We start from the raw sequence: 21,505 nt of genomic DNA, 5'->3' as shown, positions 1-21,505 counted from the left end.
TCTCTTTAATAAAAAATGAAAAAGGAAAAAGAAAATCATGAATAAATTAAAAAGTCTCTTCATGACCGTGTTGGCAGTGCTAGCTATGGTCTTGCCTGCCACTTTCGCTAGTGCGCAAGAGGTAAATACAAATGCAGGTGGTACAGGAAAAATTACTGTGCGCAATGCTTCGCAAAGCCAAACTTATGAACTTTACAAGCTCTTTGATGCAACTGTAACAGCAGATGGTTCTGGTATCTCTTATAAACTCCCAAGCGGTAAAACCGCACAAAATTTCGGTGGAGAAACCTGGTTTGATGTGGACAGCAAAGGAAATATCACTGCAAAACCAAATGCGGATGTTACAACGCCAGAATTTGCAGCATGGGCAAAAAGCTTCGGTACAAAGGTCACCAGTTCGACTGCAACAGATAATACTCTAGTATTTACAAACTTAACATTTGGTTACTATTTTGTAACTTCATCACTTGGGGCAGTCCTGACTGTTGACAGTACAACTCCAAATGCAACTGTTATCGATAAAAATACTACTAATCCAACCATTCCAGACTCAAATAATGGTGGCGGTAAGAAAATTCTAGCAGCGGACGGAAAAACAACAACATCAACAACAACTGCAAAAATTGGTGATACAGTACCTTTCCAATTCAAATTTAACGCTACAAACTTTGTTACTGCAGATGGTGTCACTAAACAAATCAAATCTTATACTATCACCGATACCCCTACAGCATTAACTATTATTCAAGATTCAGTAGCTGTTAAGGTAGGAACAGAAACACTTGTTAAAGATAAAGACTACACAGTTTCTTTTGATGATACAGGTAAAATGACAGTTGTCTTGTCATGGATCAAGGACGATAAATCAACTATTTACAACTCACCAATTGAAGTGAATGTAACCTATTCAGCTGTTGTAACCAAAGATGCAAAAGAAGGTCAAGCAGCCAACACAGCAACACTTGGTTACAACTCTTTTGACCCAACAAATCCAACAGATCCAAATCACCCAGACACTCCAGATACCCCAGATACCCCAGATACCCCAGTAGATCCAAAAAATCCAGAAGATAATAAAACGACTGTAACCACTCACCGTTTCACTTTGAAGAAAACAAACGAAGCAAAAGCTACTCTGACTGGAGCAGAATTTAAGCTTTATGATGCTTTAAGTGGTGGTACTGAGATTAAAGTTGTAAAAGATGGAGATGCATACCGTGTAGCGGAAGCTAACGAAATAGGCGTTGCGATTGAAGCTGGCGAAGTTGTGATTAAAGGTCTGAAACATAGCACGACCTATTATCTTGAAGAAATGAAAGCACCGAATGGTTACAATATTTTGACAGAACGTCAATCCATTGAAGTGAAAGAGAATAACACAGCTCAAGCAAATATCGTCAATAAAAAGGGTGGTGTCTTGCCAAGCACTGGTGCGATTGGAACAACTTTATTCTATCTAGTTGGTTCAATCCTACTCTTGGTAGCATTGGTTTATACTATTTCAAAACGTCGTATGAACAATATCTAATTGTCCATACAATACCTAATATTTAGAATCTATCTTCGGAAGTGCAAAAGCAAGAGTGGAAGTATTTCCGAAGATATTTCTTTGGTCTTAACATAAGGAAAGGAGGGGATTTCATGATCAAATGGCTCAAAAAGAAAGGTCCGTCTTTTATCATGCCATTAATTTTTATATTGGGGATTGGACTATTGGCTTATCCATCGGTCAGTGATTATTGGAATTCCTTCCACCAATCAGAGGCTATTATGTCCTATTCTGACACAGTATCAGATATGACAGAGGATCAATACAAAGAAATCATTGATAGTGCGCGCCAGTATAATCAAGAAAACCCCTTAAACTGGAATGTGACTGCATCCGACATTGAAGCCTATAATCAGGAATTGAATTTCAATAAAGATGGCATCATGGGCTATATTGAGATTCCTAAAATTGATGTCAAGTTATCTATATTTCATGGGACAGACGAAACGGTTTTAGAGACTTCTATTGGACATCTAGAAGGAACATCGTTGCCTGTAGGAGGTTTGGGAACTCATAGTGTACTTTCAGGGCATCGTGGGCTTCCATCTGCCCGTCTGTTTTCTGATTTAGATAAGTTGAGAGAAGGCGATATATTTACCATTCACATTCTCAATGAAACACTAACTTACAAAGTGGACCAGATTCGAGTGGTTGAGCCATCAGATTTATCGGCTCTTACCATAGAACCTCAGAAAGACTTATTGACTTTGGTAACATGTACACCCTACGGTATTAATACACATAGGCTATTAGTTCGTGGCTATCGTATTGAAAATGTTAATGGTAGTGCTTTGGTTACCTCTGATGCTATCCAAATTAAAGCAATCTTTATTGCTCCATTTATCGCAACTCCAATTCTATTTGTAATCTTAATTTATATTTTTATAACAACTAGTAAAACATTTCGTTTTCGGAATAGGAATCAAGTGTTGGATGATTTTTTAGTTTCCAAGAAATTTTGAACTATTGAAAATGTTTCAAAGTCGATTTGACTCTGGAACATTTTTCTATTATAGACAATAGACAATATGGCTGAATGAGGTAATTGTTCAACTTCAAGAGCTTATTCAAACTTTAACCTTCTGTCAACTTAAATCAATTGCCTAGACCGACGATTGAAACGACTTCTTTCTAGTAACAGACCACGAGGAAAGAGGTGGCAGATATTGTAGAAATGGCGTTGAGATGTCATACCTAGTTCAGCTTATAACAAAAGCAAGACAAGGAGTAATCTATCTGAAAGCCTATATTACGCCGAAGTTTGAAGGAATCTGGGCAATAGTTTTGGTAGAAATGATGACAAATTTGTGATAATTGGCGTACATTCCATTGCAAATGATGAGATTTAGCAGTATACTGTAGCTCATTTGGACTATCCTTCTGTATGTTTCGTCGCTTACAGTATAGTCCATTTGGGCTTTTTATTGTATTTTGAAATGAACTAGCACCACGGGTAGAGTTTACTTTTCTGTCCTCTGGCTTGAAAAAGGTCTTCGTAAAGGGTAAAATAAGGTGTTAGAAAGTAAAGGTAATTGAGATGAAGATGATTGATATTGTAAAAAATAAGAAAGTGCTGGTACTAGGTTTAGCTAAATCAGGAGAGTCTGCGGCTCGTCTTCTAGATAAATTGGGTGCTATCGTCACTGTTAACGATGGAAAGCCTTTTGAAGAAAATCCGACTGCTCAATCTTTGTTGGAAGATGGTATCCGTGTTATTTGCGGGAGCCATCCCTTGGAATTATTGGATGAAGATTTCGCTTTGATGGTAAAAAATCCAGGAATTCGCTATGATAATCCTATGGTTGAAAAAGCAATTGGAAAAGGAATTCCAGTATGGACAGAGGTTGAATTGGCCTACTTGGTATCAGATGCTCCAATCGTGGGGATTACAGGTTCGAACGGCAAGACAACGACAACGACCATGATTGCAGAAGTCTTGAATGCAGGAAATAAACCTGCAAAATTATGTGGAAATATTGGTTACCCAGCATCTTCGGTCGCTCAAACTGCAACTGCAGAGGATACCTTGGTCATGGAATTATCGTCTTTCCAGTTAATGGGGACAGAATCTTTCCGCCCACATATCGCCGTTGTGACCAACCTCATTGCCAGTCATATTGATTATCATGGGACTTTTGAAGACTACGTAGCAGCTAAATGGATGATTCAGCGTCAGATGACGGCTGAGGATTTTGTGGTGCTCAACTTCAACCAGAAAGAAGCCAAGGAATTGGCTGGACAGACCAAAGCAACGGTAGTTCCTTTTTCTACGCTGGAAGTGGTTGATGGAGCTTATTTGGCAGATGGAAAACTCTATTTCAAGGATGAATACATCATGGATGCTGACCAAATTGGTGTTCCAGGTTCACACAATGTTGAAAATGCCTTGGCAACAATTGTGGTTGCAAAATTGTTGGGAGTAGACCACCAAGCGATTCAGGAAAGTTTGTCTGCCTTTGGAGGTGTCAAACACCGCTTGCAATTTGTAGGTGAGATCAATGGGGTTTCCTTCTACAATGATAGTAAGTCTACCAATATCTTGGCGACTCAAAAAGCTCTTTCAGGGTTTGACAACAGCAAGGTCATTTTGATTGCAGGAGGCTTGGACCGTGGCAATGAATTTGATGAATTAGTCCCTGATTTGGTCGGACTAAAGAAAATGGTGATCCTTGGTCAATCAGCTCCCCGTGTTCAACGTGCAGCAGATAAGGCAGAAGTGGAAACGATAGAAGCTCTTGAAATTGCGGATGCGACTAGAAAAGCCTTTGCCATTGCAGAAAAAGGAGATATTGTCCTGTTAAGCCCAGCCAATGCAAGCTGGGATATGTATGCCAATTTTGAAGTGCGTGGTGACGTCTTCTTACAGACCTTTGAGGAGTTGAAATAATCATGAAAAAAATTGTTTTTACAGGCGGAGGGACTGTTGGGCACGTGACGCTCAATCTCCTTTTGATTCCGCGATTTTTGGAAGAAGGCTGGGAAGTCCACTATATTGGTGATGGGAACGGTATTGAACATGAGCAGGTTGTGAAATCAGGTTTAGATGTCCATTTTCATTCTATTTCGACTGGAAAATTGCGCCGTTATTTCTCTTTCCAAAATATGTTGGACGTGTTTAAAGTTGGTTTTGGTGTTCTTCAATCCTTGGCCATCATTGCAAAAATTCGTCCGCAAGCTCTTTTTTCAAAAGGTGGATTTGTATCGGTTCCGCCAGTTATTGCTGCTAATTTGTTGCGGGTTCCGGTCTTTATCCATGAATCAGACTTAACAATGGGACTGGCCAATAAAATAGCCTATAAATTTGCGACAACCATGTATAGTACTTTTGAGCAGCCTGCCAGCTTGACTAAAGTAAAACATGTTGGTGCGGTTACAAAAGTGGGGCAAACGAATGACAAAGTTACACCAATTCAGTTGCCAGAAATTCTCAGTCACTTCGATAAAAGTCTGCCGACCTTACTGTTTGTAGGTGGTTCGGGCGGTGCTAAGGTCTTTAATGATTTAATCAGTCAGAATAGTGCTGCTCTGACCGAACGATTCAATATTATCAACTTGACAGGGGACAGTAGTCTCAATCAATTAGATAAAAACCTATATAGAGTTGACTATGTGACAGAACTTTATCAACCGTTGATGGATTTAGCGGATGTCGTTATTACCCGTGGTGGTTCCAATACTCTGTTTGAGTTGATTGCCATGCAACAACTCCATTTGATTGTGCCACTAGGACGTCAGGCCAGTCGAGGGGACCAGATTGAAAATGCTCTCTATGCAGAGAAAAAGGGATATTCTAAGCAGATTGATGAAAGTCAATTGACATTTGCCAGCCTGTTAGTAGAAGTCGATGAGCTATTGAAAAATAAGGAATTTTATATCCAAAACATGGCAAATTCTAATGAAATTCAGTCAGTAGATAGTTTTTACAATTTGCTTAGAGAAGATATGGGAAGGTAGGTTCTATGACGGAAAAAGATTCAAATATAGAAGAACCAGTGCTAGAAGTGGAACAGGCACCCCAAGTAGAATTGGATTCAGAACAAATTTCACCAGTAGAGAAAGAATCTGTATTAGCCGAAGAAAAAGGACTTTCTACGGATGTAGACATACCTGAGATGACTGCTCCGGATGATGAAAAAAGTGCCTTTTTCGAACAATGGAAAGCACGCCATCAAGCCTACCTTGCTCATAAAGATGAGGCAGATATTCAGGCAGTTGATGAGGGACAGACAGAACAGGAGAACCCAGAAGCTAAAAAGAGTAAAAGGGTCCTTTTTCAGGGAATAGAAAGAAAAACAGAGAGTCTGGAATCTAAAAAGGAAACAGGGGAAAAGGTTCAAACTTTAAAAGTTGATATTCCTTCCAAAGTAGTCTGGAAAGCTATTCCGGTTCTTGTGACGAGTTTGTTACTGGCAGCGTTGGCTCTGTATTTTATCTCTCCAACCAGCAAGAAAAAACAGATAGAGGTCGTTGGAAATGAACGACTGACTGCTGAACAGGTGGAAAATTATAGTCTGATTTCTCCAGATGATTACATTGTAACCATAGCTTTGCATGCAGATGCTTACGCAAAGAATATTAAGAAGAATAGTTCGTCCGTTGAGACAGCAACAATCAAGTTCCAGTTTCCGGCTACCTTTACCATTCACATCAAAGAATACGCTATAATAGGCTACATTCAGCAACAAAACCAGTGGTATCCGGTATTGTCTAGTGGAGAGATTGGCGGTGAACCGATTTCACAGGATTCCTTGCCAGAAGGCTACACAACAATCAATTTATCCGACAAGGAATTAATCAAGGAACTAGCCATTGAATTGGGGAAAATAGATGCAGGAATTCGTTCTGCTATTCAGACAATAAATTTAACGCCGAGTAAAGTGACTGCGGATTTGTTGACATTCAATATGAGAGATGGAAATACTGTATTAATCCCGTTGGGTGAGATTAGCCAGAAGATGTCTTACTATACAAAAATAGCAGCAGAAGTGACAGTTCCAACGACAATTGACATGGAAGTTGGTATTTATAGATATGCAAGCTAAAATAGATAATTTTGTAAAGAAAAAGTAATAAAAAAATCCTTTAAAAACACCATAATTCGATATAATATGGTATAATGAATGATGACTAATTATACTATTTTTCAAAATGGAAGATGATTTGTTAAAGTTGGAAGTAAGAGAGGACTGATAGAATGGCTAGAAACGGCTTTTTTACGGGATTAGATATTGGTACAAGCTCCGTTAAAGTCTTGGTTGCAGAATATATTGATAACGAAATGAATGTGATTGGGGTAAGCAATGTAAAAAGTGCTGGCGTCAAAGATGGAATTATTGTAAATATTGAGGTGGCTGCGGGATCGATTAAAAAAGCGATTGAGCAGGCAGAAGAAAAATCAGGTATCCGAATTGAAAAGGTAAATGTTGGATTACCTGCCAACCTTCTTCAGATTGAACCGACTCAAGGGATGATTCCTGTTACAACAGATTCACAAGAAATTACAGACTTGGATGTTGAGAATGTTGTAAAATCAGCATTGACAAAGAGTATGACTCCGGAACGCGAAGTGATTTCATTTATTCCAGAAGAGTTCACTGTCGATGGATTCCAAGGCATTAAGGACCCTCGTGGAATGATGGGAATTCGCTTGGAAATGCGTGGTATGCTGTACACAGGACCACGTACCATTCTTCACAATCTTCGTAAAACGGTGGAGCGTGCAGGTGTCCAAGTTGAAAATATTGTAATTTCTCCGTTGGCACTAACTCGCTCTGTATTGAATGAAGGTGAACGTGAGTTTGGTGCGACTATCATTGATCTTGGTGGTGGTCAAACGACTGTGGCTGTTATGCGTGGCCAAGAGTTGCAATACACAAACATCTACCAAGAAGGTGGAGATTATATCACAAACGATATTTCAAAAGTATTGACAACATCAAAGAGTATTGCTGAAAACTTGAAATACAACTACGGCATTGCCTATCCGCAAGATGCAAGTGATAAGGAAAAGTTCACTGTCGAAGTGATTGGAGAAAACGCCCCAGTTGAAGTGACCGAGCGCTACCTTTCAGAAGTGATTGCGGCACGTTTACGTCAGATTTTTGACCGTGTGAAACAAGATTTGGAGCGTACACGTGCTCTAGATTTACCAGGCGGCATTGTTCTTGTAGGTGGTGGTGCTATCTTACCAGGAATTACAGAATTGGCCCAAGAAGTATTTGGTGTTAACACTAAACTTTTTGTTCCAAATCAAATTGGTATCCGCAATCCAGCATTTGCAAGTGTGATTAGCTTTGTTGAGTATGTTGGTGAGTTAGAAGATGTTGAAAATATTGCCCAACATGCAGTAAATGGCGAGACTACCTTGAGACATAAGCCGGTTGAAATTCCTGTTGCTCGTCCTCGAATTAGTCAGCCAATTCAAAGAGAAATCGTGAACGAATTGAACACAGTCGATCAGGTAGAGGAACAAGTTGCTCCTACTTACCATGATGAGGAAGAAGAAGTTCGTCCAGCTGCTAAGGGAAACATCACAGATCGCATTCGTGGTTTGTTTGGCAGCATGTTTGAATAAGAGAAAAGAAAAGGTGATTTAAACTATGGCATTTTCATTTGAAGCAGCAGCTAGTCATGGTGCTGTCATTAAAGTAATCGGTGTCGGAGGTGGTGGCGGAAACGCAATCAACCGTATGATTGAAGAAGGTGTTGCTGGGGTTGAGTTCATTGCAGCAAACACAGATGTACAAGCGCTAAGTAGCTCTAAAGCTGAAACAGTTATCCAACTAGGTCCTAAATTGACTCGTGGCTTGGGTGCTGGAGGTCAACCTGAGGTTGGTCGTAAAGCTGCTGAGGAAAGCGAAGAAGCATTGACTAATGTATTAACTGGTGCAGATATGGTCTTCATCACTGCTGGTATGGGCGGTGGTTCAGGGACAGGTGCGGCTCCTGTTATTGCACGTATTGCTAAAAACTTGGGTGCGTTGACTGTCGCAGTTGTGACTCGTCCGTTTGGTTTTGAAGGAAATAAACGTGGAAACTTTGCGATTGAGGGAATTGAAGGTCTTCGCGAACAAGTAGATACACTCTTAATTATTTCAAACAACAACCTTCTTGAAATTGTTGATAAGAAAACACCGCTTTTAGAAGCACTAAGCGAAGCTGATAATGTTCTTCGTCAAGGTGTTCAAGGAATTACAGACTTGATTACAAATCCTGGTTTGATTAACTTGGACTTTGCAGATGTGAAGACAGTTATGGAAAACAAAGGGAACGCCTTGATGGGTATCGGTATCGGTACTGGTGAGGACCGAGTGATTGAGGCGGCTCGTAAAGCGATTTATTCTCCTCTTCTTGAAACAACAATTGATGGTGCAGAGGATGTCATTGTCAATGTTACAGGTGGTTATGACATGACTCTGACAGAAGCAGAAGATGCTTCAGAAATCGTTAATCAGGCTGCGGGTCAAGGTGTTAACATTTGGTTGGGTACATCTATTGATGAAACAATGAAAGATGAGATTCGTGTGACTGTTGTGGCTACAGGGGTTCGTCAAGATACTGCTGATAAACCAGCCCGCCATCGCACGGAAGCTGTTTCACCACGCCCTTCTCAACGCTTTGATCATTCAGTAGCATCAGCACCAACTCGTGGAGCTGCACAACAAACTGAAGCGCCGAAAGCTTCTGCCTTCGGAGAGTGGGATTTGCGTCGCGAAAACTTGATTCGTCCAACTGACGCAGAACCAACATCCACTGTTTCAGTCGAAAAATTTACAATGGATCAAGATGAGGATGAATTGGATACACCACCATTCTTCCGTAATCGCTAAACTAAAATGAATTTTCAAAAGAATAAGGATGCTATCTTTTCAGCAGTTGCAAAAGCTGCTGAGAAGGCAGGTCGTCCGAGTGAATCAGTAAAGGTAATAGCTGTCACCAAATATGTTGACAGCTCTATTGCTAATCAGCTAGTGAATACTGGGATTACCCATATTGGAGAAAATCGAGTCGATCAGTTCTTAGAAAAGTATAGTGCCCTAGCAGACAAACAATTGACATGGCATTTGATAGGGACTTTACAGAGAAGAAAGGTCAAGGACATTATTCAATTTGTTGATTATTTCCACGCCCTAGACTCTGTCAAACTAGCTCAGGAAATAGATAAACGTGCTATTAAAATAGTCAAGTGTTTCCTCCAAGTCAACGTTTCCGGTGAGGAGAGTAAGCATGGCTTTGCAGTATCTGAGATTGATGCGGCACTTGCTGAAATTAGTTTATTGGAGAACATTGAACTTGTTGGATTAATGACGATGGCACCGATTGATGCTACAGATGATGAATTAGACGAGATTTTTTCTAAAATGCAGGAAATCCAAGAAGAACTAGCTGCAAGGAACTTACCACGTATGCCCTTTACAGAGTTGAGTATGGGAATGAGTGGGGACTTTGAACGCGCCATTGCTCACGGAGCTACATATGTGAGAATTGGCTCAGCATTCTTTGAATAATGGAGAGGAGGAAAATATGGCATTAAAAGATACATTTAAGAATTTATTTAATTACTTTGAAGTTGACGAAGTCAATGAAGTTGAAGAACAGGCTGATGCCTATTCAATGCCTAATGATCGTCCTAAAATGCGTGTTGCCAATACTACTACAGCTGCACCTGTGCGCGAACAGCAGCCAAAAGTAGAGACGCGTCGGGAAGCACGTTCAGAAAGTCAACTTCAACGCCTACATGAAAGGCAGCAAGAATTGATGACTAATAATAACGAAAAAGAGATTGTCAAAACTACAATTGATATTAAGTTTCCAAAACGTTATGAAGATGCACCAGAGATGGTAAATCTTTTATTAGACAATGCGAGTATTCTCATTGATTTTCAATATATGTCGGAGCAACAAGCAAGACGTTGCCTAGACTACTTGGATGGTGCTCGTTCGGTATTATCTGGAAATTTGAAAAAGGTCTCAAATACCATGTGGCTGTTAACTCCAGTAAATGTCACAGTCAATATTGAAGAATTGCGCAATGCTAATGCTGGTACAACTACTGGTGTGGCGGATTCAAATTTTGACTTTGATATAAAACGGTAACGCTATGCAAATTTTGATTTTTTTACTATTAAAAATTGTAGAGATTTATTCTTATCTCTTATTGGCATACGCTTTGCTAAGTTGGTTTCCTAGCCTATACACAAGCTCGATTGGTCGTTTGATTCAATGGCTGGTAGCACCGATTTTAAAACCCTTTAGGCGGTTTAATCTGCAGTTTATGGGATTGGATTGGACCGTAATGGCAGCCATGATTGTGCTTAATATGGGAACTCGCCTTTTGATTCAATTATTGCTACTGTTAGCATAGTTATGAAAAATGACAAAAACTTATTGCAACATTTTTCTAGGGAAGAAAGAGAGTTTGTAGAGAAAATAATGGATATGTGTCAGCAAGTTGAAGATACGTATTCATATAGATTAACTCACTTTTTACATCCTAGACAAGATGAAATTGTATGCAAAATTGCTAACTACTACCAGTTACAAACGTTTTCTAGTCGGGATTTTGTTTCGACTGAACATTCGCGGGTTATAATTGCCCCGGCTTATTATGAGTTGGACATCAAGGACTTTGAGTTAACCGCTCTTCATTTGTCCTATGCTAGAAAATTTCACACCTTATCCCATTCACAAGTTCTTGGAACTTTTCTCAATCAACTAGGGATTAAAAGGGAGTATTTGGGTGATATTTTGATTGATGAGGAACGATTGATTGTCTTTATCGATCAGAAATTTGGGCAGATTGCCTTACAATCTATCACTAAAGTTGCTCGTGTCCCTGTTAAGGGAAAGGAAGAAGAATGGATGACTGTTCGACTACCGATTGGACAGGAATGGCGTTCAAAGGATGTGTTGGTTTCCAGTATGAGATTGGATAAATTGATTTCGGTCGCATTTAATCTTTCAAGGGCAACTGCAAATAAGTTGATTGAGGCTGGACATGTGAAGTTGGATTATGTTCTGACAGAACAAACCAGTAAATTAGTTGAAATAGGGCAATTAATTAGTGTTAGGAGATATGGTAGAGTTCGCCTAAATGAATTTTTAGGTTTTTCTAAGCAAGGGAAGATAAAATTAAAGTTAGACATTGTTAAAACTTAGGAGGAAAGATGGCACTTACAGCATTAGAATTAAAAGATAAAACCTTTGCTACAAAATTTAGAGGATACGACGCAGATGAAGTTGATGACTTTTTGGACATTGTAACGCGTGATTATGAGGATTTAATTCGTAAAAATCATGACCAAGAGTTAGAATTGAAAAATTTGCGGGAACGTTTGGCTTATTTTGATGAGATGAAAGAATCATTGAGTAAATCAGTTCTTTTAGCTCAAGATACAGCTGAGAAAGTAAAGGTTGCGGCCGAAGATCAAGCGGCAAATATTATTAAACAAGCTGACTATGATGCGGCAACATTGTTACATGAAGCTAAAGATAAGGCAAATGAAATTCTTCGTAATGCGACTGACAACGCGAAAAAAGTTGTCATTGAAACTGAAGAATTAAAAAACCAGACACGTATTTTCCATCAGCGTCTGAAATCAACAGTAGAAAGCCAATTATCATTGGTTAATTCATCTGAATGGGAGGAAATCCTTCGCCCAACAGCAAGTTACATTCAAACAAGTGACGAGGCTTTCCGTGATGTTCTTCATAAGGCTTTGGATGAAGAATTACCTGTTGAAGAAGAAAGTTTGGATTATACACGTCAATTGACACCAGAAGAGATTGCAGAATTAACTCGTCAGGCAGCAGCTTTTGAGAGTGGAGAACCTGTAGTACTTTCAATAGAAGAATAATAGAAATCATAAGCAAAGACAAGGTCGTTAGAAATATTTTAAGCGAGTAGGAGATGGTGGAAGCCCTACAATCTCTTTCTATGGATCATCACTTTGTTTGATTTTTCCTGAAAATAGTAAGGAGAGACGTCCGTTCACGTTACGAACATAGAGGGATAGGGGAAACTCTATCTAAACTAAGGTGGTACCACGAACTTTCGTCCTTATTTGGCGGGAGTTTTTTTATTTTTATGATACGATTAGAATTAGTAAACAAGGACAATTTTGAAGCAGTGTTACAAGTTCAACTTGCACCTGAGGACCAGCGCCGAGTGGCATCGGTTGAATATTCTTTAGCCCAGGCTTGGCTATATAAAGATTTGGGAATGATTCTACCATATGCTGTGGTATCTGGCAGAAAAGTTGTTGGTTTTGCAATGTTATCTATTGAACCCAAAGATAATAGTTATTATTTATGGCGCTTGTTGATTGATAAGGATTTTCAAAATCGTGGATGCGGAAAGGAAGCCATCCAGCAAATGATTGGAAAGGCGAAGGCGGATCCGCTTTGTCATAAAATTTCTATAAATTATGTCATTGGCAATCATAAAATGAGGTACATTTTAGAAAAACTTGGTTTTCAATCCGTTGGTTTAGAAGGCCAAGAAATGAAAATGGAATTAATTATAAGATAAAGGAGTTATGATGAAACTAAAAGAAACACTCAATTTAGGTAAGACAGCATTTCCTATGCGTGCAGGCTTACCAACTCGCGAACCAGAATGGCAAAAGGCTTGGGATGAAGCAAACTTGTATGCTCGTCGCCAAGAACTCAATGAAGGCAAACCTGCCTTCCACCTCCACGATGGCCCTCCATACGCAAACGGAAATATCCACGTTGGACATGCTTTGAACAAGATTTCTAAAGATATTATCGTTCGCTCTAAGTCAATGTCTGGCTTCCGTGCACCATTTGTACCGGGTTGGGATACGCATGGTCTTCCTATTGAGCAAGTCTTGGCAAAACAAGGTGTTAAGCGCAAGGAAATGGACTTGGTAGAATACCTTGAAATGTGCCGTGACTACGCTCTTAGCCAAGTTGACAAGCAACGTGATGATTTCAAACGCTTGGGTGTTTCTGCAGACTGGGAAAATCCATACATCACCTTGACGAAAGACTATGAAGCAGCTCAAATCCGTGTCTTCGGTGCTATGGCAGACAAGGGCTATATTTACCGTGGTGCCAAGCCTGTCTACTGGTCATGGTCATCTGAATCTGCCCTTGCAGAAGCTGAAATCGAATACCATGACATTGACTCAACATCTCTTTACTATGCCAACAAGGTCAAAGATGGCAAGGGGCTCTTGGATACAGACAGCTACATCGTTGTCTGGACAACGACTCCATTTACAGTAACGGCTTCTCGCGGTTTGACAATGGGAGCAGATATTGACTATGTCTTGGTTCAACCAGCTGGTTCTGACCGTAAGTATGTCTTGGCAGAAGCCTTGGTTGACAACTTGGCAGCCAAATTCGGTTGGGAATCTTTCGAAGTGATTTCAAAACACAAGGGTGCTGAATTTGAATACATCGTGACCGAACACCCATGGGATAGAGAAGTTGATGAATTGGTTATCTTGGGTGACCATGTCACAACGGACTCGGGTACTGGTATCGTCCATACAGCTCCAGGTTTTGGTGAGGATGACTACAATGTCGGTGTCAAATATGACTTGGAGGTTGCGGTAACTGTCAACGAACGCGGCTTGATGAATGAAGCTGCGGGTCCTGATTTTGAAGGGCAATTCTATGACAAGGTTGTACCAACGGTTAAGGAAAAATTAGGCGACTTGCTCCTTGCAAGTGAAGTGATTAATCACTCATACCCATTTGACTGGAGAACCAAGAAGCCAATCATCTGGCGTGCAGTGCCACAGTGGTTTGCCTCTGTCTCTAAATTCCGTCAGGAAATCTTGGACCAAATCGAAGCAACGACCTTTATTCCTGCTTGGGGTAAAACACGTCTTTACAACATGATCCGTGACCGCGGTGACTGGGTCATCTCTCGTCAGCGTGCTTGGGGTGTGCCGCTTCCAATCTTCTATGCAGAAGATGGTACAGCGATTATGACCAAGGAAGTGACAGACCACGTTGCTGCCCTTTTTGAAGAGCATGGTTCTATCATCTGGTGGAAATCTGAAGCCAAAGATCTTTTGCCAGCTGGTTTCACTCATCCAGGTTCACCAAATGGCGAATTTACCAAAGAAACAGACATCATGGACGTATGGTTTGACTCTGGTTCATCTTGGAATGGTGTCATGAACGCCCGTAAAAACCTTGCCTACCCAGCAGACCTCTACCTAGAAGGTTCTGACCAATACCGTGGTTGGTTTAACTCATCCTTGATTACTTCTGTAGCTGTAAATGGTCATGCGCCATACAAGGCTGTCTTGTCACAAGGTTTTGTCTTAGATGGTAAAGGTATGAAGATGTCTAAATCCCTAGGAAATACCATTCTACCAAGTGATGTTGAGAAACAATTTGGTGCAGAAATCTTGCGTCTGTGGGTGACATCCGTTGATACTTCAAACGACGTACGTGTGTCTATGGATATTCTTGGACAGGTTTCTGAAACCTACCGTAAAATCCGTAATACCCTTCGCTTCTTGATTGCCAACACTTCTGATTTCAATCCTGCAAGTGATGCGGTGGCTTACGAAGAGCTTCGTTCTGTTGACCAATATCTCTTGGTGAAATTTAACAAATTGGTAGCTCAAATCCGTGAAGCCTACGACAATTATGATTTCATGGGCATCTACAAATCTGTAGTAAACTTTGTAACACTTGACTTGTCAGCCTTCTACCTCGATTTTGCCAAAGATGTTGTCTACATTGATAGCGCTAAATCACTTTCTCGTCGTCAGATGCAGACAGTTTTCTATGACATCTTGGTGAAAATTACCAAGCTCTTGACTCCGATCTTGCCACACACAGCAGAAGAAATCTGGTCATACTTGGAACACGAAGCAGAAGAATTTGTACAATTGGCGGAAATGCCAGAGGTGGAAACCTTTGCCGATGAAGCGCAGCTTTTGGCTGATTGGGAAAACTTTATGAACTTCCGTACTCAGGCACAAAAAGCCTTGGAAGAAGCGCGTAATGCCAAAGTCATCGGTAAGTCACTTGAAGCTCATTTGACTGCCTATGTCTCAGCTGAAACCAAGTCCTTCTTGGAGAGCTTGAATGCAGACCTTGCTCAGTTGCTCATTGTTTCTAACCTTACAGTAACCACGGAAGCAGCTCCTGAAAGTGCTGTTCTGGTAGAAGAAGTTGCCTTTACTGTAGAGCGTGCAAGCGGTGAAGTATGTGACCGTTGCCGCCGTATTGATACTAGCGTTGTAGAACGTAGCTATGGTGTGACAATCTGTGACCACTGTGCAAGCGTAGTGGAAGAAAACTTTGCTGAAGCAGTAGCTCAAGGTTTTGAAGCTTAAGTAATCACAATACATTTGTTAAAGTCTATCTAGCGATAGGCTTTTTTTGTAATACTCTTCGAAAATCAAAATTATCCGTTTTCAAGAGCCTTGATGAGTGAAAAGCTCCAGTGGAGGTTTTCAGCCTGTTACCTTGAAATAAGAAAGTAACAGAGTTCTATCTTCGGCTTCGTTTCCTAGGCTACTTTTGATTTTCATTGAGTATAATATAATAGAAAAAAGAAGCCAATTGGCTTCTTACACTTCTGCGATAATGGGAATAGACATTTCAATCAAACGGTCTGTGTGAATCGTTTGAATGGCAGCCTTGTTAATAGTTCGTTCATCAATTTTTCGATGAAGGAAGAAATCACGAATTTGCTCGATTTCATTTTGTTGTACTGCACGGTATTTATTACTGATCAAGAGTTCATAATGACGGGGTGCCTGTGTGAAAATAACGTCTGTATTCCCTGCAGAATAAGTCTCTACTAGGAAAGCATCAGTATTAGCCAACTGGCTTTGGACAAGATTGGGATGACTATTTGTCGTGTTAATGATTTTCATGTGGAACCTCCTCTATCTCTTTGGCTACATTATAGCACGATTAGAGTGTTTTTACTAGTTATTGAATGAATTTTCTTGCAATTTCCATTGTTCAATGCCCCATTTGTGACTACCACGTTTGAGTTTATCGATGGCTTCATTGACTGGGAACCAGGCAATATGGTTGAAATCTTCTAGTGGTTGCCCTATTTGATGGTAGCTAGTTACTTCATAGATGTAGGCTGGATTATAGAAATGGGTATCGCGGTGGCTAGAGTAGAAGTATTCGTCAGCCTGACCAAAGTATTTTCCGATTTCAGCGGTGAATCCAAGCTCTTCCATCAATTCGCGCTCCAAGGCAATGAGGTGATTTTCTCCCTTTTCAATTTCTCCACCAGGAAGAAACCAAGCTCCGTTTGGCGCTTGAACGAGTATGATCTGTTCTTTCTTTTCATCTGGGATAACTGCGTAAACACCAAAGCGACTCTGGTAGCTGACGCCAGCCTTCTTTTCTCCAAATACAGCGATTTTCTCCATAGGCAATTCTATCCTCTTTCATAATTGGAATGAGTTGTATACATTATACCACTTTTTTATTATTTTTCCTTGTGATAGGCTTTACAAAGTAAAGTTTTTTTATAGGATGGAGATGGGGAAAAATTTAGAAAAATAGAATATCAAAACAGTAAAATAGGCTACTCGTAGGGAGCAGCTCTATTTTCTTATTTTGTCTTTGTTTGTGCCTTGATTTGAATTGTACCTTTACTTGACATGACAGCACGTAGGTCTTTTTCTGCTGGATGTTCTAAGTAGAAGTCGGTGATAGCATCTTCAATCTGATCTTGGATGGTTCTGCGTAGTGGACGAGCTCCCATCTTTGGATTGTAGCCAAGGTCCACTAATTTCTCCTTAACTTTATCTGTTACATGGAGGCTGATGCCATTGTGAGAAAGGCGTTTGTTTACATCGTCTAGCATGAGGCTGACGATTTCAAGTAGGTTTTCCTTGCTCAGTGGTTGGAACTCAATAATGCCGTCAAATCGGTTCATAAATTCAGGTGTGAAGAAATTGCTAAGTTGGCCAAGGACTGATTGAGTCCGCCCTTCCATAGCCGCACCAAAACCGACACTTGCTTCAACTTTTCCAGTACCAGCATTTGATGTCATGATGATGATGGTATCTTTGAAGCTGACTGTCCGCCCTTGTCCATCTGTCAGACGCCCATCGTCTAAGACCTGAAGGAACATGTGCATGACATCTGGGTGGGCTTTTTCAACTTCGTCAAGGAGGATGAGTGAGTAAGGATTACGACGGACTTTTTCAGTCAATTGTCCAGCCTCCTCATAGCCTACATAGCCTGGAGGAGCTCCGACGAGTTTAGCGACAGCGTGTTTTTCCATGTATTCGGACATGTCGAAGCGGATCATGCTGTCCGCCGAACCGAAGAGTTCGATAGCTAATTGCTTAGACAATTCGGTTTTACCGACACCTGTTGGTCCGACAAAGAGGAAGGATCCAATTGGACGATTTGGAGCACCGAGACCGACACGATTACGGCGGATGGCTTTAGCTATCTTATCAACTGCTTCATCTTGTCCGATAACATGGGCTTTTAAGTCACTAGCGAGGTTCACGAGCTGGGACTGTTCCTTTTCTTTTAAATCACCAACTGGGATATTTGTTTTTTGCTCAACGATGGCCTCAATTTCTTTCTCAGTAATGAGTGGAATATCTTCCTCGCTGATAGTTGCCTTTTGCATCTCCTTGTACTTAGCAATTTGGTCACGGAAATAGGCCGCTTTTTCATAGTCCTCATCCCGTGTAGCTTGTGCTTTACGATTTTCGGCATCAATTAGGCGTTGGTCAATTTCTTTTGGATCAATAAAGTTGAGGGTCAAATTCATTTTTGAACCAGCTTCATCCAGAAGGTCAATAGCCTTGTCTGGTAGGAAACGGTCTTGAATGTAGCGGTTGGACAGTACTGCGGCAGCTTCGATAGCTGCATCGGAGTATTTAACATGATGGTAATCCTGGTATTTATTTTGGATACCTTTGAGAATGGTAATGGTTTCTTCGACACTTGGTTCTTCAACTTTTACAGGTTGCATACGGCGCTCTAGGGCGGCATCTTTTTCGATAATACGGTATTCGTTGAGCGTTGTTGCACCGACTAGTTGCATTTCACCACGTGCGAGGGCTGGTTTGAGGATATTGCCAGCATCCATGTTGCCATCGCCTGCAGAACCAGCACCGACAATTTCGTGAATCTCGTCAATAAAAAGAATGATTTCGCGACGATTACGGATTTCTTCCATGAGTTTTTGCATGCGTTCTTCAAATTGTCCGCGGATACCTGTTCCTTGTACGAGGCTGACAACATCCAGACGAATGACTTCCTTGTCTCGTAATTTCTGTGGGACATCGCCATCGACAATTTTTTGAGCCAAGCCTTCAACAACCGCTGTTTTACCTACTCCAGGCTCACCGATAAGAACAGGGTTATTTTTTGTACGACGGTTGAGAATTTCGATGACACGGGTAATTTCTTGATCGCGACCGATTACTGGATCAATGTCCCCACGACGGGCAATTTCGGTAACGTTGATACCAAATTCTTCAAGGAGCCCATTTGGTTGTTGGGGTTGTTGCGGAGGAGGGGTCTGTCCACCACGTCCATTATGCCCACCGGCTTGAGTGGGAGGAGTCTGTTCGCGATTTTTTCCAGCAGGGGTATTGCCAGGATAGCCACCTAGGTGATTGAAGAATTCACTAAAGGGATCCATATTGTTAGGATTTGTTAAATCTCCCAACCCACGTAGGATAGCATTATTAGGGTCTGTTTTCATGATTTGGTAGCAGTTGTGACAGAGGTCTACCTGCTGCTGTTTACCGTTTAAGTTGGTGTAGAGATGGATCGTCGCGTCGTTGATATTACAATTTTTGCAGAGCATAATTCTACCTCTTTCTATGAAAAATGTGACCTATTGTTAAATAGTCAAAAAAGGTCAGTTCTAGCTTTATTATAACAAGATTCATAGAAAAATCAAGAAAATGCTACGCTTGGAAAAACTTTCTATGAAAAATAGGGTGATAGGAAGAAAATAGGGAAAAAATAAGACTTTTTTGGCAATATGTGGTAAAATATTCCTATAAAAAGGATTAGGAGAACGAATATGGAATCACATTTGGTGAGAATTATCAATCGTCTGGAAGCTATGGCTAATGACGGCGGTACGTTGAAACGTAATTTCGAACGTGATGGTATTGTTGTTGCAGAAGTGGCTTATAGCTATGACGAGGAAAATGGTTCAGTATTTACCTTGCGTGATGTTGCTGCTCGTGAAACGTACGCGTTTGACAGCATCGACTTGATTGCAATGGAAATCTATGAGCTATTGTACTAAGAAGAAGTGAGAGGCACCTAAGGGTGCTTTTTTCTTGTGTAAAATGAATATTATAAACAAAAGTATTGCATAAATATTCAAAAATGGTATAATAGACTCTAAATGACAGAATTGGAGTAGGATGAATGAATTTTTCTTTTTTGCCTGAGTATTGGGCTTATTTTAATTATGGGGCAATTGTTACCCTCATTATTGCATTTTTCTCAGTATTTTTTGGTAGTATTTTAGGTGTGTTGCTTGCCTTTGCTCAGCGTAGTAAGTATAAAGTTTTAGCTTGGACTGCTAATATCTATGTCTGGATTTTTCGTGGGACACCGATGATTGTCCAGATTATGATTGCTTTTGCGATGACACATTTTGTAGCACCAACTTTTCAGCTAGGAATTTTGACGGTAGATTTGACACGCTTGATTCCAGGTATCATTGTTATTTCGATGAACTCGGGTGCCTATGTATCTGAAACTGTTCGTGCAGGTATTAATGCTGTACCAAAAGGACAGCTGGAAGCTGCTTATTCGCTTGGTATTAGACCAAAGCAGGCGATGCGTTATGTTATCATGCCACAGGCTATCAAGAATATCCTTCCAGCCTTGGGAAATGAATTTGTGACTATTGTTAAGGATAGTTCACTTTTGTCAACCATCGGTGTGATGGAATTATGGAACGGTGCTCAGACAGTTCAATCCACTTCTTATATTCCTTTAACACCACTTGTATTTGCAGCGAGCTATTATCTAATTATGACAACGGTGCTAACAGTGATTATTCAGTCGTTTGAGAAAAAGTTGAACAAGGGAGGGCAGTTCCATGTCTAATGCGATTATTTCTATCAAGGATTTACATAAGTACTTCGGAAAGAATGAGGTTCTAAAAGGAATTGATTTAGATATTCAACAAGGTCAGGTAGTCGTTATTATCGGTCCATCAGGGTCAGGGAAATCGACTTTCTTACGTACAATGAACCTCTTAGAAGTACCGACCAAGGGAACTGTTACATTTGAAGGTGTTGATATTACTGACAAGTCAAATGATATTTTCAAGATGCGTGAAAAGATGGGAATGGTTTTTCAACAGTTCAATCTTTTTCCGAATATGACGGTATTAGATAATATTACTTTATCACCTATTAAGACAAAGGGAATTGCAAAGGATGAGGCTGAGAAGAAGGCTAAGGAATTACTTGAAAAGGTGGGATTGCCAGATAAGGCGAATGCCTATCCACAAAGCCTTTCAGGTGGTCAGCAACAGCGGATCGCTATTGCACGTGGTCTGGCCATGGACCCAGATGTCCTACTTTTTGATGAACCGACCTCTGCACTAGATCCTGAAATGGTTGGTGAAGTTCTTGCTGTTATGCAGGATTTGGCTAAGTCAGGGATGACCATGGTTATCGTGACTCATGAGATGGGATTTGCGCGTGAGGTAGCTGACAGGGTTATCTTTATGGATGGTGGTGTCATCGTGGAGGATGGAACGCCTGAAGAAGTCTTTGAACATACCAAGGAAGAACGGACCAAGGATTTCTTGTCTAAGGTCTTGTAATAAATGAACAAATAAGTACGACTCCGATTGAACTGCTCCCTGTCAAGTGGACAATGAAATAATAAAAGATTAGGCGACGGCCTTGTTCCTCATTTCAAGAGGGGCAAGGCCGTTGTTGCGTTCTTGAAATCGTTGATGATTATAAAAATAGATGT

Annotated in this window: 20 protein-coding genes and 1 pseudogene; 17 read left to right on the top strand and 4 right to left on the bottom strand. The window is 40.6% G+C overall.

Annotated elements, in window-relative coordinates:
• Nucleotides 1–37: 37 nt before the first annotated feature.
• Entirely contained in the window at nt 38–1,528 is a 1,491-nt protein-coding gene (locus ODU39_RS06415; protein WP_398580113.1) for a SpaH/EbpB family LPXTG-anchored major pilin, read from the top strand.
• Between the two features lie 113 nt (nt 1,529–1,641).
• A complete protein-coding gene (locus ODU39_RS06410) occupies nt 1,642–2,511 on the top strand; it encodes a class C sortase (protein WP_398580112.1) in 870 nt (289 codons plus the stop codon).
• Between the two features lie 131 nt (nt 2,512–2,642).
• Here ODU39_RS06410 and ODU39_RS06405 read toward each other — a convergent pair.
• Nucleotides 2,643–2,935 (bottom strand): annotated as a pseudogene (locus ODU39_RS06405) (IS982 family transposase); the annotation flags it as partial.
• A gap of 151 nt (nt 2,936–3,086) precedes the next feature.
• On the opposite strand from ODU39_RS06405, the gene murD reads away from it, so the two are divergent.
• The 12 genes from murD (at nt 3,087) to ileS (ending at nt 15,879) form a co-directional block, all read left to right on the top strand.
• Nucleotides 3,087–4,436: a UDP-N-acetylmuramoyl-L-alanine--D-glutamate ligase gene (gene murD, locus ODU39_RS06400; RefSeq protein ID WP_105202244.1), complete on the top strand. Its 1,350-nt coding sequence runs from the start codon at nt 3,087–3,089 to the stop codon at nt 4,434–4,436.
• Between the two features lie 2 nt (nt 4,437–4,438).
• Nucleotides 4,439–5,503: a UDP-N-acetylglucosamine--N-acetylmuramyl-(pentapeptide) pyrophosphoryl-undecaprenol N-acetylglucosamine transferase gene (locus tag ODU39_RS06395; RefSeq protein ID WP_032500041.1), complete on the top strand. Its 1,065-nt coding sequence runs from the start codon at nt 4,439–4,441 to the stop codon at nt 5,501–5,503.
• Nucleotides 5,504–5,508: 5 nt separating this feature from the next.
• Entirely contained in the window at nt 5,509–6,591 is a 1,083-nt protein-coding gene (locus ODU39_RS06390; RefSeq protein WP_174854142.1) for a cell division protein FtsQ/DivIB, read from the top strand.
• Nucleotides 6,592–6,743: 152 nt separating this feature from the next.
• The gene (ftsA, locus tag ODU39_RS06385) at nt 6,744–8,123 is read left to right on the top strand and encodes a cell division protein FtsA (protein WP_398580111.1); all 1,380 of its coding nucleotides are present in this window, start codon (nt 6,744–6,746) and stop codon (nt 8,121–8,123) included.
• 25 nt (nt 8,124–8,148) lie between these two features.
• Complete coding sequence (gene ftsZ, locus ODU39_RS06380; RefSeq protein WP_024385822.1) at nt 8,149–9,378, top strand: cell division protein FtsZ; 1,230 nt, start codon at nt 8,149–8,151, stop codon at nt 9,376–9,378.
• Nucleotides 9,379–9,384: 6 nt separating this feature from the next.
• A complete protein-coding gene (locus tag ODU39_RS06375; RefSeq protein ID WP_398580110.1) occupies nt 9,385–10,056 on the top strand; it encodes a YggS family pyridoxal phosphate-dependent enzyme in 672 nt (223 codons plus the stop codon).
• 16 nt (nt 10,057–10,072) lie between these two features.
• Nucleotides 10,073–10,645: a cell division protein SepF gene (locus tag ODU39_RS06370; protein WP_205015016.1), complete on the top strand. Its 573-nt coding sequence runs from the start codon at nt 10,073–10,075 to the stop codon at nt 10,643–10,645.
• A gap of 4 nt (nt 10,646–10,649) precedes the next feature.
• Nucleotides 10,650–10,913: a YggT family protein gene (locus ODU39_RS06365; RefSeq protein WP_029752575.1), complete on the top strand. Its 264-nt coding sequence runs from the start codon at nt 10,650–10,652 to the stop codon at nt 10,911–10,913.
• A 2-nt stretch (nt 10,914–10,915) separates the two neighbouring features.
• Nucleotides 10,916–11,707: an RNA-binding protein gene (locus ODU39_RS06360; RefSeq protein ID WP_105159187.1), complete on the top strand. Its 792-nt coding sequence runs from the start codon at nt 10,916–10,918 to the stop codon at nt 11,705–11,707.
• A gap of 8 nt (nt 11,708–11,715) precedes the next feature.
• Nucleotides 11,716–12,405, top strand: coding sequence for a DivIVA domain-containing protein (locus ODU39_RS06355; protein WP_029752573.1), 690 nt, complete (start codon nt 11,716–11,718; stop codon nt 12,403–12,405).
• A 230-nt stretch (nt 12,406–12,635) separates the two neighbouring features.
• Nucleotides 12,636–13,079, top strand: a complete 444-nt coding sequence (locus ODU39_RS06350; protein ID WP_114866262.1) for a GNAT family N-acetyltransferase — start codon at nt 12,636–12,638, stop codon at nt 13,077–13,079.
• A gap of 10 nt (nt 13,080–13,089) precedes the next feature.
• Nucleotides 13,090–15,879 carry an isoleucine--tRNA ligase gene (gene ileS / locus ODU39_RS06345; protein WP_398580109.1) on the top strand — a complete coding sequence of 930 codons (2,790 nt, stop codon included), beginning with the start codon at nt 13,090–13,092 and terminating at the stop codon, nt 15,877–15,879.
• Nucleotides 15,880–16,116: 237 nt separating this feature from the next.
• Here the strand turns inward: ileS and ODU39_RS06340 are convergent, their stop codons facing one another.
• From ODU39_RS06340 to ODU39_RS06330, 3 genes are all read right to left on the bottom strand, one after another.
• Nucleotides 16,117–16,425: a DUF1827 family protein gene (locus ODU39_RS06340; protein WP_002938710.1), complete on the bottom strand. Its 309-nt coding sequence runs from the start codon at nt 16,423–16,425 to the stop codon at nt 16,117–16,119.
• A gap of 54 nt (nt 16,426–16,479) precedes the next feature.
• A complete protein-coding gene (locus ODU39_RS06335) occupies nt 16,480–16,941 on the bottom strand; it encodes an NUDIX hydrolase (RefSeq protein WP_002938708.1) in 462 nt (153 codons plus the stop codon).
• 185 nt (nt 16,942–17,126) lie between these two features.
• The gene (locus ODU39_RS06330) at nt 17,127–19,355 is read right to left on the bottom strand and encodes an ATP-dependent Clp protease ATP-binding subunit (RefSeq protein ID WP_044681830.1); all 2,229 of its coding nucleotides are present in this window, start codon (nt 19,353–19,355) and stop codon (nt 17,127–17,129) included.
• A gap of 222 nt (nt 19,356–19,577) precedes the next feature.
• Between ODU39_RS06330 and ODU39_RS06325 the strand changes: the two genes are divergently transcribed.
• The 3 genes from ODU39_RS06325 to ODU39_RS06315 all read left to right on the top strand — a co-directional run bounded on the left by ODU39_RS06325 (nt 19,578) and on the right by ODU39_RS06315 (nt 21,350).
• Nucleotides 19,578–19,808 (top strand): DUF1797 family protein, encoded by a 231-nt coding sequence (locus tag ODU39_RS06325; RefSeq protein WP_002938704.1) that lies wholly within the window; start codon nt 19,578–19,580, stop codon nt 19,806–19,808.
• Between the two features lie 125 nt (nt 19,809–19,933).
• Entirely contained in the window at nt 19,934–20,623 is a 690-nt protein-coding gene (locus tag ODU39_RS06320) for an amino acid ABC transporter permease (RefSeq protein ID WP_002938702.1), read from the top strand.
• Nucleotides 20,616–21,350 carry an amino acid ABC transporter ATP-binding protein gene (locus ODU39_RS06315; RefSeq protein WP_002943067.1) on the top strand — a complete coding sequence of 245 codons (735 nt, stop codon included), beginning with the start codon at nt 20,616–20,618 and terminating at the stop codon, nt 21,348–21,350. The genes ODU39_RS06320 and ODU39_RS06315 overlap by 8 nt, the downstream gene beginning before the upstream one ends.
• Nucleotides 21,351–21,505: the final 155 nt, after the last annotated feature.

It is taken from the genome of Streptococcus sp. 2021WUSS126, assembly GCF_044427255.1.
Taxonomy (GTDB): Bacteria; Bacillota; Bacilli; order Lactobacillales; family Streptococcaceae; genus Streptococcus; species Streptococcus hashimotonensis.
Note: the sequence above shows the minus strand (reverse complement) of the source record. Positions and strands in the feature narration are given on the sequence as shown.

Coding starts and splice junctions, on each gene's coding strand:
- ODU39_RS06415 (WP_398580113.1), top strand. CDS start 38: ATGAATAAATTAAAAAGTCTCTTCATGACCGTGTTGGCAGTGCTAGCT.
- ODU39_RS06410 (WP_398580112.1), top strand. CDS start 1,642: ATGATCAAATGGCTCAAAAAGAAAGGTCCGTCTTTTATCATGCCATTA.
- murD (WP_105202244.1), top strand. CDS start 3,087: ATGAAGATGATTGATATTGTAAAAAATAAGAAAGTGCTGGTACTAGGT.
- ODU39_RS06395 (WP_032500041.1), top strand. CDS start 4,439: ATGAAAAAAATTGTTTTTACAGGCGGAGGGACTGTTGGGCACGTGACG.
- ODU39_RS06390 (WP_174854142.1), top strand. CDS start 5,509: ATGACGGAAAAAGATTCAAATATAGAAGAACCAGTGCTAGAAGTGGAA.
- ftsA (WP_398580111.1), top strand. CDS start 6,744: ATGGCTAGAAACGGCTTTTTTACGGGATTAGATATTGGTACAAGCTCC.
- ftsZ (WP_024385822.1), top strand. CDS start 8,149: ATGGCATTTTCATTTGAAGCAGCAGCTAGTCATGGTGCTGTCATTAAA.
- ODU39_RS06375 (WP_398580110.1), top strand. CDS start 9,385: ATGAATTTTCAAAAGAATAAGGATGCTATCTTTTCAGCAGTTGCAAAA.
- ODU39_RS06370 (WP_205015016.1), top strand. CDS start 10,073: ATGGCATTAAAAGATACATTTAAGAATTTATTTAATTACTTTGAAGTT.
- ODU39_RS06365 (WP_029752575.1), top strand. CDS start 10,650: ATGCAAATTTTGATTTTTTTACTATTAAAAATTGTAGAGATTTATTCT.
- ODU39_RS06360 (WP_105159187.1), top strand. CDS start 10,916: ATGAAAAATGACAAAAACTTATTGCAACATTTTTCTAGGGAAGAAAGA.
- ODU39_RS06355 (WP_029752573.1), top strand. CDS start 11,716: ATGGCACTTACAGCATTAGAATTAAAAGATAAAACCTTTGCTACAAAA.
- ODU39_RS06350 (WP_114866262.1), top strand. CDS start 12,636: ATGATACGATTAGAATTAGTAAACAAGGACAATTTTGAAGCAGTGTTA.
- ileS (WP_398580109.1), top strand. CDS start 13,090: ATGAAACTAAAAGAAACACTCAATTTAGGTAAGACAGCATTTCCTATG.
- ODU39_RS06340 (WP_002938710.1), bottom strand. CDS start 16,425: ATGAAAATCATTAACACGACAAATAGTCATCCCAATCTTGTCCAAAGC.
- ODU39_RS06335 (WP_002938708.1), bottom strand. CDS start 16,941: ATGGAGAAAATCGCTGTATTTGGAGAAAAGAAGGCTGGCGTCAGCTAC.
- ODU39_RS06330 (WP_044681830.1), bottom strand. CDS start 19,355: ATGCTCTGCAAAAATTGTAATATCAACGACGCGACGATCCATCTCTAC.
- ODU39_RS06325 (WP_002938704.1), top strand. CDS start 19,578: ATGGAATCACATTTGGTGAGAATTATCAATCGTCTGGAAGCTATGGCT.
- ODU39_RS06320 (WP_002938702.1), top strand. CDS start 19,934: ATGAATTTTTCTTTTTTGCCTGAGTATTGGGCTTATTTTAATTATGGG.
- ODU39_RS06315 (WP_002943067.1), top strand. CDS start 20,616: ATGTCTAATGCGATTATTTCTATCAAGGATTTACATAAGTACTTCGGA.